The organism is Pseudomonas sp. IPO3778, assembly GCF_013386825.1.
Lineage (GTDB): Bacteria > Pseudomonadota > Gammaproteobacteria > Pseudomonadales > Pseudomonadaceae > Aquipseudomonas.
Genome location: NZ_JACARC010000041.1, coordinates 172,774 through 190,597, shown reverse-complemented (window position 1 = coordinate 190,597; position 17,824 = coordinate 172,774). Strand labels below are relative to the sequence as shown.

9 protein-coding genes are annotated in these 17,824 nt (G+C 62.0%); 6 read left to right on the top strand and 3 right to left on the bottom strand.

Annotated elements, in window-relative coordinates; translation table 11 throughout:
- The first annotated feature begins 42 nt into the window (after positions 1 to 42).
- The 5 genes from HX855_RS22265 (at position 43) to HX855_RS22210 (ending at position 10,945) form a co-directional block, all read left to right on the top strand.
- Positions 43 to 1,641, top strand: coding sequence for a hypothetical protein (locus tag HX855_RS22265; RefSeq protein ID WP_177086084.1), 1,599 nt, complete (start codon positions 43 to 45; stop codon positions 1,639 to 1,641).
- Positions 1,641 to 8,279 (top strand): calcium-binding protein, encoded by a 6,639-nt coding sequence (locus tag HX855_RS33050; RefSeq protein WP_218175832.1) that lies wholly within the window; start codon positions 1,641 to 1,643, stop codon positions 8,277 to 8,279. Before HX855_RS22265 ends, HX855_RS33050 begins: the two co-directional genes overlap by 1 nt.
- Positions 8,263 to 9,957 (top strand): peptidase domain-containing ABC transporter, encoded by a 1,695-nt coding sequence (locus HX855_RS22220; RefSeq protein ID WP_177086082.1) that lies wholly within the window; start codon positions 8,263 to 8,265, stop codon positions 9,955 to 9,957. The genes HX855_RS33050 and HX855_RS22220 overlap by 17 nt, the downstream gene beginning before the upstream one ends.
- Before the next feature lie 158 nt (positions 9,958 to 10,115).
- Entirely contained in the window at positions 10,116 to 10,361 is a 246-nt protein-coding gene (locus tag HX855_RS22215; protein ID WP_177086080.1) for a DUF2790 domain-containing protein, read from the top strand.
- A gap of 62 nt (positions 10,362 to 10,423) precedes the next feature.
- Complete coding sequence (locus HX855_RS22210; RefSeq protein ID WP_177086077.1) at positions 10,424 to 10,945, top strand: DoxX family protein; 522 nt, start codon at positions 10,424 to 10,426, stop codon at positions 10,943 to 10,945.
- Here the strand turns inward: HX855_RS22210 and HX855_RS22205 are convergent.
- The 3 genes from HX855_RS22205 to HX855_RS22195 are packed head-to-tail and all read right to left on the bottom strand — an operon-like array spanning position 10,903 to position 16,814.
- Positions 10,903 to 13,962: an efflux RND transporter permease subunit gene (locus HX855_RS22205; protein ID WP_177086075.1), complete on the bottom strand. Its 3,060-nt coding sequence runs from the start codon at positions 13,960 to 13,962 to the stop codon at positions 10,903 to 10,905. The genes HX855_RS22210 and HX855_RS22205 overlap by 43 nt on opposite strands.
- Positions 13,963 to 13,971: 9 nt before the next feature.
- Positions 13,972 to 15,159, bottom strand: a complete 1,188-nt coding sequence (locus HX855_RS22200; RefSeq protein WP_256353003.1) for an efflux RND transporter periplasmic adaptor subunit — start codon at positions 15,157 to 15,159, stop codon at positions 13,972 to 13,974.
- 29 nt (positions 15,160 to 15,188) lie between these two features.
- On the bottom strand, positions 15,189 to 16,814 hold the full coding sequence (locus HX855_RS22195; protein WP_218175831.1) for an efflux transporter outer membrane subunit: 1,626 nt from the start codon (positions 16,812 to 16,814) through the stop codon (positions 15,189 to 15,191).
- Positions 16,815 to 17,118: 304 nt separating this feature from the next.
- Here HX855_RS22195 and HX855_RS22190 point away from each other — a divergent pair, with 304 nt between their 5' ends.
- Positions 17,119 to 17,754: a hypothetical protein gene (locus tag HX855_RS22190; protein WP_177086071.1), complete on the top strand. Its 636-nt coding sequence runs from the start codon at positions 17,119 to 17,121 to the stop codon at positions 17,752 to 17,754.
- Positions 17,755 to 17,824: the final 70 nt, after the last annotated feature.

Genomic DNA, 17,824 nt, shown 5'->3' with positions numbered 1-17,824 from the left:
ACAGCGCCGCCCATGTTATCTATTAAAGACACGAGCCAAACCATGAAAACACTTAGAGCCATTCATAGGCGTCACCTTTTCCTTGCCTCGGCGCCCCTTGCCCTGATTGGCGTAATGGGCGTGATTTTTCGCGAGTTTGTCGTGCATTCCATCCTGACCAACGTCATTCTCAACTGCATCATCCTCGGCACGGCGCTGGGTGGCGCCTTACTGATGATGCTGCGCATCCAGGCGATCCGTAACGAGTGGCAAGTGTTCCAGCAGTTCGCGTTGCTCGACCCTGAGCAGGACTCCCATGCCGAGCGCATGCAGCTCAAGTCAGTGGCGTCCCGCCTGCTCGCTAACCTCGGCCGTATCCGTCGCACCCGTGAGACCTCGGCGATTGAGCAATCGCAGATACAGGAAGAGCTGGAGGATGTTCATCGGGTCCTGGAGAGTCGCCAGGAAGTGGCCCAATACGTAGTGGGCCTGATGATCGCGCTGGGCCTGCTGGGTACGTTTATTGGTCTGTTGGAAACCCTGGTGGCGGTCGGCAATTTGATTGGCGGCTTTGCCAACACCGATGCCTCCCAAGACATGGACAAGGCCCTAGCCACCCTGATCGGTAATCTGAAATACCCGCTGACCGCCATGGGGACCGCCTTCAGCGCCTCGATGTTCGGCCTGCTCTGTTCGCTGACGTTGGGCATCATGATGCTGTCGGTACGCGCCTTCCAGGTGGAGTTCCTGCAGTTTGCCCGCAGCGTGGTGGACGGGGTGACCGCCCATGTGCACATACCGCAAGGCGACACTCAGGGTAACCAGGCCGAGGTCGGCGCGCAGTGGAAGCATCGGGTCGCCGACCTCCAGCTCCAGCATGAAAACCTGCACGGGGAGGTGAGGGGCATCGTCCTCCAGAGCAAGCGCAATGAAGAGCGCCAGGCCCTGTTGCTCTCCAGTGTGGAGGGGTTGGTGGCGTTGGCGCAGCAAGCAGAAGAGAAAGCAGATGCGATGGCCAGCCACTTGGCGGCTTTGCCCGTGCTGGTCAACAAAACTGAGGAAGGCCATCAGTGGACAGCCCGGTTGATTGAAACCATGGTGCAGTCCCAGCGTCAGGGCGACCAGCAACACAAGGAGCTGGCCCATGGTTTGACTCATCAGATGAGCCAGTTTGCGGCGCAAATCGATCATGCACATGCAGAGTATGCACGGCGCACCTACGAGGCGGTGGTCGAAGTGCTGAATCAACGGTTGGCCGCTGCCGTGGCGCAGCATGACCAGGCCGACGCGCTGACCCGCTCCGTATTGCGTCAACAGGAATTGCTGGAGCATGTGTTTGATGGTTTTGGTGAACTCAACACCGCCACCCGGACGCAGGTGCTGCGCGGGCAGCAAGACTCGCTTGCATTGGTGCAGGCGCTGCAAGACTTCGCGCACACGGTCGGCGCCGCCCTGGCAGAAGCCAAAACCCAGGCGCAGACACTCAACCAGACCTTGCTCAAGCCTCACAGCGATGCAGCGGGTGATCAGGTCGCGTATGAGGTGGCCCAAGGCGCCGAACGTCTTGAACGAGAGCTACGCATCGGGCTCTCGGCGATCCTGAGTGTGCTGCGGGACGAGACGCTCAACACCGGGCGTGATCCTTCACAGGAAGCCTGCTGATGAGCACCCTGAAAACCATCACGCGCCAAGAAGGCAAGTTCAAGCTGCCGTTCAACCAGGGCGATATTGCCGGGGTGTCTGTCTCGGATGTCGACTTGGTGATTGTGCTCAAGAACGGCGAACACCTGGTGTTGTTGGGCGGCGCGCTGGATGCCATGACCGAAAATCCGCCGCCGGTGCTCTTTGCCGACGGGCACGCCCTGGCCGCCAATCAGTTGCTGCACCTGGTCAGTGAGTTTGGCGCTGCCGCCACCGACTCGCCGCTGGCGGCCGCTGCGGTCAGTCCGGTGCCTGTGGAGCCTCCCAAGGCCGTGCCGAACGAGCCGCCTGCCGAGCAACAGCCGCCGCACCCGCCGCAGGAGCCAGAGCCGGTAGACGCAGTGCCCCCGGCAGCGACGGCCCAACCGAGCCCGGTCGACGCGACGTCCGAGGCGCTCAAGGCGTTGAGCAAGCCCAGTGCGCCGCCCGAGATCGCCCAACCGATCAATGATCCCAACCCACCCCAACTGGTCCTGCCACCTGGGCGGGCCGGCAGCGTACCGATACCGGTGCACAGTGACGGACCTGCGCAGGTCAGCGGACTGTCCCTCTTCAACGTCACCGGTGACCGTCAAGACGGAGCGACGCTCTACGGTGCCGGCGGAGATCCCTCTACGGCCACTGACGGCAGCCTTGAGGCGCAGTCTGCGCCCGAGCATCTGGTCGGCACGCCGGGCAATGACGTGATTTTCGGCGATGACGCCCAGCGCCTGGGGACTGGCTTTGCCAAGGAAATGCAGCTCACGGTGAGCAACACGGCGAGCGTCAACAGCTATTCCGTTTCGGGCCTTCCCAGCGGTTATAGCTTTGAAGGCGGCACTGTCGATGCCAACGGCGTCTGGCACCTGGACGTGCCGGCGCCCCAGTCAGGCGCATCCTTCGACGGCACTTACCAGATATTAAGCAAGCTGATTTATCCCACTACCGAGGTCACCGACAGCACCGGGTTTGCGCTGAGCTTCGTGATCACTATCGACGTGTCGGTGACCGACCTGTCGCACCAAACCGTGGACTTCGAAAAAACCGCCACCGTGATCGTCAAGGACGTCAACACGCCCAGCGACCTGCTGGTGGGTTCCCTGGGGACGGATTTCACCCTGGTACTGCCGGCGCAGGGGCTGTCCAACATCATCGAAGGCGGCGCCGGCAACGACACCTTGTATGGCAGCGCTGCCAACGACACGTTGGACGGCGGCACTGGCAGCGACCTGATGATGGGGGGCGCCGGCAATGACACCTACATCGTCGATGATGCGGGTGACACCGTCGTCGAGGCCGCTGACGAGGGCACCGATACGGTGTTGGCCTCGGTCAGTCATACGCTGTCGGCGAACGTGGAGAATCTCACGCTGGCCGGCACCACCCCGGGATTGGTCGCCACCGGTAATGAGCTGGCGAACGTAATAACCGCCAACGATGCGGGCAGCACCTTGCTCGGCATGGCGGGCAACGACACGCTGGTGGGCGGCGCCGGTAACGACATCCTCGACGGTGGCGGCGGTGCCGACTCGATGGCGGGTGGCGCCGGTGACGACACCTATGTGGTGGATGATGCCGGCGACACCGTTACGGAACTGCCCGATGGCGGGACGGACCTTGTTCAAAGTAGCCTTTCCTACACCCTGGCGGACAACGTCGAAAACCTCACCCTAGTCGGCATGACGGCGGGCCTGGTGGGTAGCGGTAACGCGCTGGCCAACGTGCTCACCGCCAACGATGCGGGCAACACCCTGAACGGCATGGGCGGCAACGACACCCTCATTGGCGGTGCCGGCAACGACACCCTGGATGGCGGAACAGGGGTTGACGTCATGAAGGGCGGCGCCGGTGACGACACCTATGTGGTGGATGATTCAAACGACAGCATTACGGAAACTTCCGGTGAAGGAACGGACAACGTACAGGCGAGCGTGAGCTATGTGCTGTCGGCGAACATCGAGAACCTGACGCTGACCAGTACCGCCGACATCGACGGAACCGGCAATGACCTGGCCAACGTCATTGAAGGCAACAGCGGCGACAACCGGCTGTCCGGCGGATTGGGCGACGATACGCTGATGGGCGGCGCGGGTAACGATACCCTCGATGGCGGCGCCGGTGCCGACGCAATGGCGGGAGGTACGGGAAACGATGTCTACGTTGTGGACGATACGGGCGATGTGGTCACCGAGGCTCCCGGCGAAGGCACAGATCTCATCGACTCAAGCATCAGCCACACCCTGGAAGACAACGTTGAAAACCTCACCCTCACGGGGAGCACCCCAGGGCTGGTCGGTACGGGCAACGTGCTGGACAACGTCCTGACCGCCAACGACGCGGGCAGCACGCTGCTGGGCATGGCCGGCGACGACACGTTAATAGGCGGCGCCGGCAACGACACACTGGACGGCGGCACGGGCGTCGACTCGATGGCGGGCGGCGCGGGCGGCGACACCTACGCCGTCGACGATGCCAATGATGTCGTCACCGAGGCGGCTAACGAGGGCACCGATCAGGTGATGGCCTCGGTGAGTTATACACTTTCGCCCAACGTCGAGAACCTCACGCTCACCGGTTCCAACTCAGGCCTTGCGGCGACCGGCAATGAACTGGACAACACCCTGCAAGCCAACGACGCAGGCGGCACACTTCTGGGTATGGCGGGGAATGACACCCTGCTTGGCGGCCTGGGCAACGACACTCTCGATGGCGGCACCGGCGCCGACACCATGACCGGCGGAACCGGCGACGATACCTATTACGTCGACGACGCCAACGATATCATCAGCGAGGCCTCCGGCGCAGGCACCGACCTGGTCATCTCCAGCATCGACTACGCGTTGGGGTCAGACAGCAACCTGGAAAACCTCACCCTGGCCCCGGGACGAGTCAACCTTAATGGTACGGGCAACGAGCTTGCCAACGTGCTGACCGGCAACGACGGTGACAACCTGCTTAGTGGCGGTGCCGGCGACGACACCCTGACCGGCGGCGCGGGCAACGACACCCTCGATGGCGGCAGCGGTGCGGACGCGTTGATCGGCGGCACCGGCGACGATGTCTACGTGGTGGACGATGCGGGTGACGTGGTCACCGAGGCGCCAGGTGAAGGCACAGACCTCATCAATTCAAGCATCAGCCATACCCTGGAAGATAACGTTGAAAACCTCACCCTCACCGGGAGCACTTCAGGGCTGGTAGGCACGGGTAACGTGCTGGACAACGTCCTGACTGCCAACGATGCGGGCAGTACGCTGTTGGGCATGGCCGGTAACGACACGCTGTTGGGCGGCGCAGGCAACGACTCGCTGGACGGTGGTACCGGTGTCGATTCGATGACCGGCGGCGCAGGCGACGACACCTACATCGTCGACGATGCCAATGATGTCGTCACCGAGGCGGCCAACGAAGGCACCGACCAGGTGATGGCCTCGGTGGCCTATACGCTGTCGGCCAATGTCGAGAACCTCACGCTCACCGGCACTACCGCCGGCCTAACCGGCACAGGCAACACGCTGGACAACACCCTGCAAGCCAACGACGCCGGCGGCACACTCCTGGGTCTGGCCGGCAATGACACACTGCTTGGCGGTGCCGGCGACGATAACCTCGACGGCGGCACCGGCACCGACACCATGACCGGCGGGCTCGGCGACGATACCTACTACGTCGATGACGCGGGTGACCAGGTGATCGAGGCCGCTGGGGGTGGCACCGACACCGTCGTGTCCACCCTCGCGTATACCCTGGCCACGGGTAGCAATATCGAGAACCTTACGCTGGCGGGTACAGCGTCCCTCAATGGCATCGGCAATGAACTGGCCAACGTCATCACCGGCAACGACGCAGGGGACAGCCTTTCCGGCGGCGCGGGGGCCGATACGCTGATCGGTGGAGCAGGCAACGACACCCTCGATGGCGGGACCGGCGCGGATGCCATGTCGGGTGGGGCCGGAGACGATACCTATTACGTGGACGATCCGGGAGATGTGGTCACCGAGGCGCTCGCTGCGGGCACGGACCTAATCAACTCAAGCGTCAGCCATACCCTGGAAAATAACGTTGAAAACCTCACCCTCACCGGGAACGCCGCGGGGCTGACCGGCACAGGCAACGCCCTGGCCAACGTGCTCATCGCCGATAGTGCAGGCAGCAAGCTGCTGGGGCTGGCCGGTAACGACACGCTGGTGGGCGGCGCCGGCAACGACACCCTTGACGGTGGCGCGGGGGCCGACTCGATGACCGGTGGCGCGGGCAACGATACCTACTACGTGGACAACGCAGCGGACGTGGTCACTGAATCGCTGAACGCCGGGACGGACCAGGTCTTCAGTACCGTCAGCTATACGCTGTCCTCCGATGTGGAGAACCTCACGCTCAATGGCACTGCCGCGAACCTGACGGCAACGGGCAACGCCCTGGCCAACGTGCTGGTTGCCAATGCCGCGGGTAGCAGCCTGATGGGCTTGACCGGCAATGACACTCTGACGGGAGGCGCGGGCAACGACATCCTGGATGGCGGCAGTGGCAATGACACCATGGCGGGCGGTGCCGGCAACGACACCTACTACGTGGACAGCACGGGTGATGTCGTGACCGAGGGCTCCGCCCTGGGCACGGACCTTGTCAACAGCAGCGTGAGCTATACCCTGGCTACCAACGTTGAAAACCTCACCCTCACCGGCACCAGCGCAAACCTGACCGCCACCGGTAACACCCTGGGCAATGTGCTCACCGCCAACAACTCGGGCAGTACGCTTACCGGTTTGACCGGCAACGACACCCTCATCGGCGGCACGGGCAATGACACCCTGGATGGCGGTGCGGGCACCGACACGATGACCGGCGGCGCGGGTAACGATACCTATGTGGTGGACTCAACCGGCGATGTCGTCACAGAGACCCTCAACCAAGGCACGGACACCGTACTCGCGAGCATCGCTTACACCCTGGGCGCCAACGTCGAAAACCTGACCCTCACCGGCACCACCGCAGCACTGACCGCCACCGGCAACAGCCTGGACAACACACTCATTGCCAACAACGCCGGGAACACCCTGTCCGGCATGGATGGCAACGACACGCTAACCGGCGGCACCGGCAACGACACGCTCGACGGTGGCACCGGCGCCGACACGATGGCCGGCGGTGCCGGCAACGACACCTACTTCGTCGACAATGCGGGCGACGTCATCACCGAACTACTCAATGCCGGTACCGACCTGGTCAACAGCAGCATCAGCTACGCGCTCGCAACCGGCAACAACGTCGAGAACCTGACACTGACCGGCACCGCCGCGATCAATGGCACCGGCAACGAACTGAACAACACCCTCACCGGCAACAGTGCCGCCAACACCCTGATCGGCGGCGCCGGTGACGACATCCTCAATGGCGGGGCAGGGGCCGATACCATGGACGGCGGGTTGGGTAACGACACGTACTTCGTGGACAACACCGGCGACGTCATCACGGAAGCACTCAATGCCGGTACCGACTTGGTCAACAGCAGCATCAGCTACGCGCTTGCAATCGGCAACAACATCGAGAACCTGACCTTGACCGGCACCGCCGCCATCAACGGCACAGGCAATGAACTCGATAACATCCTGACCGGCAACAGTGCAGCCAACACCCTGACCGGCGGTGCAGGCAACGACACCCTGAATGGTGGCGCGGGGGCCGATACGCTCATCGGCGGGACGGGGGACGACACCTACCTCGTCGACAATGCCAACGATGTGGTGACCGAAGCGACAGGCGAGGGCACCGATCAGGTCATGGCCTCGCTCAGCTATACCTTGGCCGCCAACGTGGAAAACCTCACCCTCACTGGCACCGCAGCAAACCTCACGGCGACCGGCAACAGCCAGGACAACCTACTGACCGCCAACAGCGCAGGCAGCAATCTCCTCGGCATGGCGGGCAACGACACGCTGCTGGGCGGCGCCGGCAACGATAACCTCGACGGCGGAACGGGTGCGGACTCGATGGCTGGCGGTGCCGGCAACGACACCTACACCGTGGATGACTCGGGAGACACCATCACTGAAGTCGTGGGTGCCGGGACTGATCAGGTGCTCACCAGCATCAACTACACGCTAGCCCCGAATGTGGAGAACGGAACGATCGCCGCCAACAGCTCTGCCGTCACCTTGACCGGCAACGCGCTGGACAACGTGCTCACGTCCAGTACCGCCGCAGACACTCTCAGCGGCGGCGCGGGCAACGACACGCTGGTGCTCAACAGCACCAACTACCTGAATGCCATCGTGGACGGCGGCGCCGGTACCGACACGTTACAGATTACCGGCCTTGCCGCTAACAGCAGCGTGAACCTGAGTAACCTGGTCGGACGCGTCACCAACACCGAGTCCGTCAACGTCAAGGATGGCGTCAACGAGTTCATCTCGGTTTCCGCCTCGGCGGTCCAGAGCATCGTGGGGCAGGGCGCGAACTCGGCGCTGACGATCCATCTGGATGCCAACGACAGCATCGTCGTGCAGGCCGGTAATTTCTACACGGCCAACGCCAGCGGCTCTGTCTACACCTTCTATAACTCGGACCCCACTCTTGGAGGCGCGTCTCAAATTGCGCAAGTCAATGTCAGTACCGTTTGATGGGGCCGTGCAGGCGCCCCGGCACCTGCGCCTGTTGCGGGCCATCGCGCCGTTTGCGGTGGAAATTGGCGTGTCCAGTTTGTTGATCAACGCCTGTGGTCTGTTGATGCCCGTGTTCTCGATGCTGGTCTACGACAAGGTGGTGGGCAACGGCAACGATGAGACGCTATGGACCCTGGGCGCCGGGATGGTGCTGGTACTGATGCTGGAGTTTGTCCTGCGCATGACCCGCAGCTACGCGGCTGAACGGCTCGGTGCGGTAGCCGAGCTGCGTATGGATGGACGGCTGGTGGACCGCGTGCTCCAGGCAAATGCGCAGCAAGTGGCCGCCCCCGGCGTGCTGATGTCACGCTACCGGGACCTGGCCGGTGCCCGGGATGCGCTGCTGGCCCAATATGCCATCGTCGCAGCGGACTTGCCGTTCCTGCTGATGTTTTTAGTGGCACTGGGGTTTATCGGCGGGCCGTTGGTGGTCGTCCCCGTGCTCTACGCGTTGCCTATCATGTTGGGGCAATGGTTCACCAGCCGGCCACAACGGGATTATGCCGCGCGAGGGCAAGTGGCCTCCGCCAGCAAGGCCACCTTGTTATCCGAAATGGTGGGGGCCCTGGCCTTTTTGCAAACCTCACCCCTGCGCCACGTCTTCGCCGACCGTTGGGAAAAGGAAGTCCTGCAAGGCGCGGTGTTGCGCAGCCGCCAGCGTTTCTGGCAGACCGCCTCCCAAGGCTGGGGCGGGATGTGTGTGGGGTTGGCCTCGGTGACCTTGCTGGCGTCCGGGGTCTTGCGTATCGAGGCGGGCGCAATGAGTGTCGGCTCGCTCATCGCCTGCTCACTGATCCAGCTGAGGGCCATGATGCAGATCGCCTCCGTCGTCTCGCTGGCGCTGGGCTGGAAAGACCTTAGCCGTACGCAACGTGAACTGGATGCGGCGGCCATGCCACAGCCGCAATCATCTTCGTGCGAAACATCTGCGCCCGCAGGCCCGGGGAACATTTCGGTCCTGCACCTGACGTGTCGCAGCCAGCAGGGGGACAGCGCGTTGCACGACGTCAACCTGCAGATTGCCCAGGGCGAACGCGTGGCGATCATCGGCCGGCCCGGCTCGGGCAAGTCCACGCTGCTGCGCTGCCTGGCAGGCATACAAGTGCCGTCCGACGGGCAGGTGCTGGTCAGCGGTATGCGCATCCAAGCCTTTGCAGCGGATGAACGTTCGCAGTGGATGGCCTACAAACCCCAGGAGCCAATCATCATGGGCCCCACGCTGCAAGACGATCTGGCACATTTGCAGGGTGAGCGTGCCGAGCAGGCCCTTTTACAGACGGGCCTTGGCGCCATGCTGTGCGACGGTGAAATGCGCCGCGACCAGGTGCTGTCGGCCAGCGCAGGGCAACCCTTGTCGGGCGGCCAGCGGCAGATCGTAGCGTTGGCTCGTGCGCTGGCGTCAGATGCGCAGATTTTTCTGCTCGACGAACCCACTTCCGGGGTGGATGCCGAGACGGAGAACCGCTTGACCCAGGCGGTTGATCAGCTCACGCGTGGCCGCACGGTGGTCATCGCCACCCACAGCACGGCGATCCTCAACAAGATGGATAAGATAGTTGTCTTGGAGCGGGGAAAAGTCGTGGCTTACGGTCCGCCTGCGCAATTGTTTGCACCTGCAGGTGCGTTGGCTTCATGACGGCCAGGGGAGTGTTGTTAAACAGGCATTAACGCATCGAGCAAATAACTCATTCAGAGTTAACGAAAACGTTAGATCTAGTTAACCCTCGGATAACGGTCCAACTCAATACTTGATATCTGTTTTAAGCAACCTCTCCTTACTTATAAAGAGCTTTTATGAAGACTCCATTTTTTGCCATCGCGCTGGCCTGTTCGTTACTGAGTGCAAATGTTTTTGCAGGTGATCAACCCCCCACGGTGGTAGCGACGTTTGACAGACATGATGTTGCCGAAGTACTTCGCGTCGATTCAGATCCGCGTGCTTGTGGCATTACCGATGCCTCAATGATTTACAAGACAACATCAGGCGAGTTAAAGCAGTTTAACTATAAAGTCTGGGGCGACGGGTGCATGGGCGGCTGAAGTAACGGTAATGAATCAATGAAGCATTTTTTCAAACTTCAAGTGCCTATGAGTCAACTGCCATGACGCATCAATCAGCCCCCGCGTGGAAAACCTTTTTGCGTGCCTGCGTGCATCGTCCATGGGCGCCGCAGCTTAGCGAATGGGCCCCTGTAGTCATCCGCCTCATCGTTGGCTACGGCTTCATGGCCCATGGGTTTGCAAAGTTCTTGCGAGGGGCCGACTCCTTTGCCGTCGTACTCCAGGCCATGAGTGTTCCCGCGCCGCACCTGATGTCATGGATTACGATTGCCATCGAAATCTTTGGTGGCCTGGCTACATTGGCCGGGGCTTTTGTGACGTTTGCCAGTATCCCTATGATCATCGTTCTACTGGTCGCGATCTTCACGGTCCACTTACCGTATGGGTTCAGCTCAATCAAACTGCTGGCGGTCACACCGCAAGGCGCGCAATTTGGCCCACCGGGGTACGAAACCGATCTTTTGTATATCGCCGGCCTTGTTAGTTTAGGACTCGGCGGTGCCGGCCGGTTCTCTGTCGATTACGCAATATCCCGGCCCAGCGCCGGCTGTTCAACCTCCTGATGATGCGTCGAACCAATAAACATATACATCGCCGGCACCATAAACAGCGTCAGCACGGTACCGATCGACAACCCGGCGAAGATCACCAGGCCCATGTCATGCCGGCCCGCAGCCCCGGCGCCAGACGCCCACACCAGCGGCACCACCCCCAGCACCATCGCCGCGGTGGTCATCAGGATCGGCCGCAGACGTACGCCGGCCGCTTCCTCTATCGCTTCACGCTTACTGTGCCCCGCGCGCTGCAGCTCATTGGCAAACTGCACGATCAGGATCCCGTGTTTGGTGATCAACCCCAGCAACGTCACCAGCCCAACCTGGGTGTACACGTTGATGGACGCAAACCCCATGGTGATAAAGGCCAGCGCGCCAAAGAGCGCAGGGGGTACCGAGAACAGGATCACCACCGGGTCGCGGAAGCTTTCGAACTGGAAGGCCAGGGCCAGGTAGACGATCAGGATCGAGAACATCAGCAACCCGAAGAACCCGCCCGACTCCTGCATGAACTGGCGCGACTCGCCGGAGAAGTCCGAGGTGTAGCCCGTGGGCGCAATGTTGGTCAGGATGGTGTTGAGTTTCGCCAGCAGTTCGCCCTGGGCCACGCCGCTGACGCCCGACAGGGTGGCCGAGTTGAGTTGCTGGAAGTGGTTGATGGATTCCGGCTGGGTCGAGGTCTCGATGTGTGCCACGGTGCGCGCCTGGATCATGCTGCCGGATGGCGTGCGGATGTAGTAATCGAGAATTTGATCAGGGTTTAGACGGTCTACCTGCAGCACTTGGGGAATGACTTTGTACGAACGCCCGGCGGTGGAGAAGTAGTTCACGTAGTTGCCGCCCAGCGCAGCGGACAACGCCGCACCGACGTCAGCCTGGGTCATGCCCAGTGCGGCGATTTTTTCCCGGTCGACCACCAGTTTGGCTTGTGGTTTGTCGAGTTTCAGGTCCATGTCGGAGAAATAGAACAGCTGCTGTTTCGTGGCCTCGGCCACCACCGCCTGGGCGACTTCATTGAGGTTTTCCACCGAGTCGGTGGTGGTGATCACAAATTGCACCGGCAACCCTTGGGCACCCGGCAGCGACGGCAGCGGGAAGGCCGCGATGGTGGCGCCCGGTACCTGGTTCCATTTTTGCTGGAGGTCCAGGATCAGTTGGGCCTGGGAGCGCGTGCGGTCGCCCCAGGTTTTGAGCAGCACGCCGCCCAGGCCCTGGTTGAGGATGGGCAGCCCGGTCAGTTGGAACATCTGTGCGTATTCAGGCTCTTTGTTGGCAATCTGGAAAGCCTGGTCGGCTATGCGCTCCATCTGCTGGGGCGAGGCGGTCGGCGGGCCTTTGATCTGCATGAACACCAGGCCCTGGTCCTCGGTGGGCGACAGCTCGCTTTTGGCGGTCATGCCGCTGGCGGCCACCAGCAGGAACAGCAGGAAACCAAACGTCACCAGCACCGGCCACACGTTCAAGCCGCCCGAGAGCACGCGGTGGTAACGGCCCCGCAGCCAGTCAAAGTACTGATCGAGCTTGCGCGCGAAGCGGCCTTCTTCCTGGCCGGATTTGAACAGCCGGGACGTCATCATCGGCGAAAGCGTCAACGCCACCACCGCCGACACGGTCACCGCACCCGCCAGCGAGAAGCAGAACTCCTTGAACAGTGCACCGGTCAGCCCGCTGCGCAACCCGATGGGCACGTAGGCGGCAATCAGCACCACGGTCATCGCGACGATCGGACCGCCCAGTTCCCGCGCCGCGATCAGTGCGGCCTCCAGCACGCCTTTACCTTCTTCCTTGATATGCCGGTCGACGTTTTCCACCACGATAATCGCGTCGTCCACCACCAGGCCGATGGCCAACACCAGGGCGAGCAGGGTCAGCAGGTTAATCGAGTACCCCAGCAGGTACATGATGAAGAAGGTCCCCACCAGCGACAGCGGGATCGCCACCAACGGCACGATCACTGCGCGGAACGAGCCGAGGAACAGGTAGATCACCACCGAGACAATAATCATCGCCTCCACCAGGGTTTTCACCACCTCGTAAATCGAGGTGTTGATGAACTCGGTGGAGTCGTAAACGATCTCGCCGCGCACGCCCGTGGGCAATTGGGACTGCAGCTCGGGGAAGGCCTCGCGCACGCTGTCGGCGACCGTCAGGATGTTCGCATTCGGCGCCGCCTTGATGCCGATGAACACCGAGCGTTTGCCGGAAAACGCCACGCTGCTGTCGTAGCTTTCGGCGCCGAGGGTGACGGTGGCCACATCCTCCAGGTACACCAGGGCGTCGCCTTTCTGCTTGATCACCAGCCGCTTGAATTCATCCACCGTGTGCAAGTCGGTCCCGGCCGTGAGGTCCACCGTGACGGTTTGCCCGCGGGTGGAACCGACGGCAGACAGGTAGTTGTTGTTGGCCAGGGCGGTGGACACGTCCTGTGCCGTCACGTTGTGCGCCGCGAGCTTGTTGGGGTCCATCCAGGCGCGCAGGGCGAACTGGCGCCCGCCGAGAATCTCGGCGGTTTGCACGCCCTGGATCGAGTCCAGCTTGGGCTTGACCACCCGCACCAGGTAATCGGTGATGTTGTTGGTGGGCAGGCTGTCGCTGTAGAAACCCAGGTACATCGCGTCGGTGGTCTGCCCGACGGCCACTGTCAGTACCGGTTCCTGGGACTGGGCCGGCAGTTGGTTCTTGACCGAGTTGACCTGGGTATTGATCTCGGTGAGCGCCTTGCTGGCCTCGTAGTTCAGGCGCAGCGTGGCGGTAATGGTCGAGACCCCCGTGATGCTGGTTGAGGACAAGTAGTCAATGCCCTGGGCCTGGGCGATGGCCGATTCAAGCGGCTGGGTGATAAAACCGGCCACCGTGGACGCGTCCGCGCCGTAGTAGGCGGTGGTGATGGTGACCACGGTGTTTTCGGTGCGTGGCCACTGGTTCACCGGCAATTCGAAGATCGAGCGCAGCCCCAGGATCAGGATGAACAGCGAGACCACAATGGCCCACACCGGTCGCTGAATAAAGGTATCGGTAAGCTTCATGGGACACCTTTAGTGTTCTTGGGGAGTCGGCGCAGGGTCGTTCAGCGGCGCGCTGCTGTTATCGACTTTCACCGGCGAGCCATTTTTCAGCTTCATCTGGCCGCTGGTGATCAACAGGTCGCCTTCCTTCACGCCCGACAGGATCGCCACCTGATCGCCCCGGGTCGGTCCGGTGGTGATAAAGGTTTGCTGCGCGGTGAGTACGTCCTCACCCTTGTCGTTCTTGGCCGAGGTGGCGATGAACACCGTGGTGCCGTAAGGGTTGTAGGTGACCGATGTCTGCGGAACGGTGAGGTAGCGCTGCGTCGCCCCGGAGGTGACCACGGCGCGGGCAAACATCCCGGGCACCAGGTTTTGCTTGGGGTTGTCGACGGTGGCTTCCACCGTCACGTTGCGCGTGGTGGCGTCGAACTGGGTATCGATGGTGCTGATCTTGCCGGTGAAGGTTTGATTGGACAGGCCGTCCGCCGTCACCGCGACGCCCTGGCCGATGGCGATGGCCTCCAGTTGGGTCTGGGGCACCGTGAAATCGATGTAGATCGGGTCGAAGGTTTGCAGCGTGGCGATCTTGTCGCCGGGGTTCAGGTATTGGCCCGGGTTGACGCTGGTAATCCCGATACGCCCGGCGAACGGTGCGCGAATGGTTTTTTTCGCCACCAGCGCCCGCTGTTGCTCGGCGGCGGCGAGTTTAGCCTTAAGGTCGGCGGTGTCGGTGTCGACTTGTGCCTGAGAGATGGCGTTGACCGCCAGTTGGGCCTTGTCCCGCTTGAGCACGATCACCGCCAGGTCGGCCGTGGCCTCAAGGGAATGCAGTTGGGCGATGTCCGAATCGGCATTCAACTGCACCAGCAGCGCCTGGGCTGCCACTTCTTGCCCGGGCTTGAAACCAAGGGTGCGCACGATGCCGCCGACTTCCGTGGTCACATCCACCCCTCTGACCGCCTTCATCGACCCCACAGCGGTGACGTTGGGTTGCCAGTCGCTGAAGGGCACCTTCATGGCCGTGACCACGGAGGCGGGATGGGGCATTTTGGACTGGGCGATCAGTGCCGAAATCTGCACGAACTTCACCCCGGTAATGATCGCGACAATCACCAGCACCACCACGATCATGAGGATCATCGGCCGCCACAGTCGACGCTTGCGCGGTGCGCCGGGCTCGGGTGGCAGGGGAGAAGCGGTAATGACATCAGCCATGGGTGTTCTCGCTGTTTCAAGAGTTCAGTTCAGTCGAACCGTGCCGAATCGGCAGGCGCTGCCTTGTTGCTGGCCGGCATGATTTCTTGCCACGACGGCAGGCCGAATCGATCAGGATGGCCCTTGGTGGCGGGGTCCACATCCGTCCGGTTCCACCAGCCGCCCCCCAATGCCTGGAACAGCGCAGTGGTATCGCTGTAGCGAGAAGCCTGGGCCTTGACCCGGGCCAGCACGGTGTTCTGGTAGGTTTGTTGGGCCGTGAGCAGGTTGATGTACGCCACCGCGCCCAGTTTGAATTGCGCCTGCACCAGGTCCAGGTTGGCTTGGGCTGAGCGCTCGGCCACCACCTGCTGGTTAAGCGCATCGGCGTCGGCTTCCAGTGCCCGCAGCGCGTTGGCCACGTCCTGGAACGCACCAATCACGGTGCCTCGATAGCGCGCCGCCGACTCGTCATAAGCCGCCACGGCCGCACGTTTGCGATGTTCGAGTGCGCCGGCGTCAAAGATCGGCTGAGTGATCGACCCGGCCAGGCTCCACACGCCACTGCCCGCCGAAAACAGCTTGGTCCCGCTGGCCACCGTGGAGCCCACCGACCCGGTAATGCTGAATTGGGGCAACTGATTGGCGACCGCTACACCAATGTTGGCGCTGGCCTGATGCAGTTGCGCCTGGGCCGAACGCACATCCGGCCGCTGGCCGACGATGGCCGAGGGCAGGCTGAGTGGCAGCTCTTCCGGCAAGTGCAGGGAGGCCAGATTGAAGCGCTCATCCCGGTCCTGATTGGGAAACCGTCCGAGGTAGGCCATCAATTGGTTACGGGTCTGCGCCAGTTGCTTTTGCAGGGGTGGCAAGCTGGCGCGGGTTTGCGCCAGTGCCGTCTGCTGCGTCAGGACGTCGCTATCACCGATGGCACCCAGCCGCCGCTGCGACTGCAGCACGTCGAGCTGGTCGCCCTGTAGCCGGATGATTGCCTCGGTTGAGGCGATTTGATCGCGTATCGACGCCAGGCTGACTGCGGTATTCACCACGTTGGACGTCAAGGTGAGGTACGTCGCCTCCAGCTGGAAGCGCTCGTACTCGGCTTGCGCCGTGGTGGATTCGATTTGCCGGCGCGTGCCGCCGAACACGTCCGGGGCATAGGACACACTCAACGACGCCGAACTTACCGTGAGAATCGGCGACTCCGGAATCCCCGAGGTCACCCCCGAAACTTTCTCCCGGGCTTTCTGCACATTGCCGCTGACGGAAGGGAACAGCGACGCCTGGTCGGCATAGACCAGCTCATTGGCCTGGCGCAATGCCGCTTGAGCAGCGGTGACATCAGGGTTGGCGCGCAAGGCTTCTTCTACCAGGGCGTTGAGGGCTGGCGAACGGAACAACGTCCACCATTGCCCGGGAATATCCATCCCGGCGATCAGGCGCTGCGCCGCGCCACCGGCGTCGATATCCGCCTTGGCGGTGGCGGTGAGCTTTTCACGTGAGTAATCAGCGTTAGCGGGCACATCCGGGCGCGCGAAATCAGGCCCAACGGTGCAGCCCGCGAGGGCAATGCACAGCAGGCTCAACGGAGCCAGAAGGTGTGGTTGTCGAAAAAGCGCACTGAGGGGCGCCACTGGTTGCGGTCCGGATGCAAGCTGCCGAGGCTGCTCTTTCATATTTACTCTGATTAATCAGTTGGTTAACTGTTTGGTTGAGCAATGAGTGGCGGTGCATCAGGCCGGCCCGGGAAGGGCGCGGGTTGACTGGGTAATGTCACGCTGGTCAGGTGGGTTGAACGTTAATTCAAGATCGCGGTAACCGCCAATAGAGGGAATCTTTATCAGGTGGGGTTGGGTGAGGTTCGGGACTATCTTGTGTCGGTGGCATCAAGCATGGAGGCATACCGCGAATGACCTGTATGACGTTAAAGTGCCCGCTCCAGATAACGCGTTTTAACTTCGAAAGGGACGTCGATTCACCATGAAAACAGCTTCTCGCATTCTGCTGACCGTTCTTTTGCTGGGTGTCGGCGCCGCAACCCAGGCTGCGGAAGGTTTCATCGGCACCGGCACCAACGCCGGTAATGGTTACGCGCCTGATGGCCACGGCGGGTTAAGGGGCACCGGGGGCAATCAGGGCGGTGATTACGAACTGCAAAAGGATGGTTCGCTGAAGGGCACAGGCAGCAATATTGGCAAGGGCTTTGTCCCGGCCGATGACGGTGGCCTGACGGGCACCGGTTACAACCTGGGCAAATCGTTCAGCCCCGATGGCTCGGGTGGCTACAAGGGGCGCGGCGCCGCCTATGGCGAAGACTACAAGTCTGACGGTCAGGGCTATTTCCGCGGTGAAGACACGGCCCTGGGTGGAAGCTGGAGGTCCGATGGCAAAGGTGGCTTTGAGGGGACTGGCGCCAACCGCAAGCGCGGTTACGAATCCGATGGCCGGGGCGGGTACATCGGCACGGGAAAAAACCGTGGCCGAGGCCTGGAATCCGATGGCAAGGGCGGTTTTATCGGCACTGGCGACAATGCGGGTGGCGGCTGGGTGCCGGATGGGTATGGGGGCTACAAGGGAATCGGCAACGTAAAAGGGGAACACTGGCGGCCTGAGTGATGCTCAAATAAATGCATTATTTGCATTCTTATTGAATTAGGTTATGCGTAATCAGTATTTTACACGCAGC

Excerpts from the sequence above, each read along its gene's own strand:
- HX855_RS22265 (WP_177086084.1), top strand. The coding sequence starts at position 43 with ATGAAAACACTTAGAGCCATTCATAGGCGTCACCTTTTCCTTGCCTCG.
- HX855_RS33050 (WP_218175832.1), top strand. The coding sequence starts at position 1,641 with ATGAGCACCCTGAAAACCATCACGCGCCAAGAAGGCAAGTTCAAGCTG.
- HX855_RS22220 (WP_177086082.1), top strand. The coding sequence starts at position 8,263 with ATGTCAGTACCGTTTGATGGGGCCGTGCAGGCGCCCCGGCACCTGCGC.
- HX855_RS22215 (WP_177086080.1), top strand. The coding sequence starts at position 10,116 with ATGAAGACTCCATTTTTTGCCATCGCGCTGGCCTGTTCGTTACTGAGT.
- HX855_RS22210 (WP_177086077.1), top strand. The coding sequence starts at position 10,424 with ATGACGCATCAATCAGCCCCCGCGTGGAAAACCTTTTTGCGTGCCTGC.
- HX855_RS22205 (WP_177086075.1), bottom strand. The coding sequence starts at position 13,962 with ATGAAGCTTACCGATACCTTTATTCAGCGACCGGTGTGGGCCATTGTG.
- HX855_RS22200 (WP_256353003.1), bottom strand. The coding sequence starts at position 15,159 with ATGGCTGATGTCATTACCGCTTCTCCCCTGCCACCCGAGCCCGGCGCA.
- HX855_RS22195 (WP_218175831.1), bottom strand. The coding sequence starts at position 16,814 with ATGAAAGAGCAGCCTCGGCAGCTTGCATCCGGACCGCAACCAGTGGCG.
- HX855_RS22190 (WP_177086071.1), top strand. The coding sequence starts at position 17,119 with ATGAAAACAGCTTCTCGCATTCTGCTGACCGTTCTTTTGCTGGGTGTC.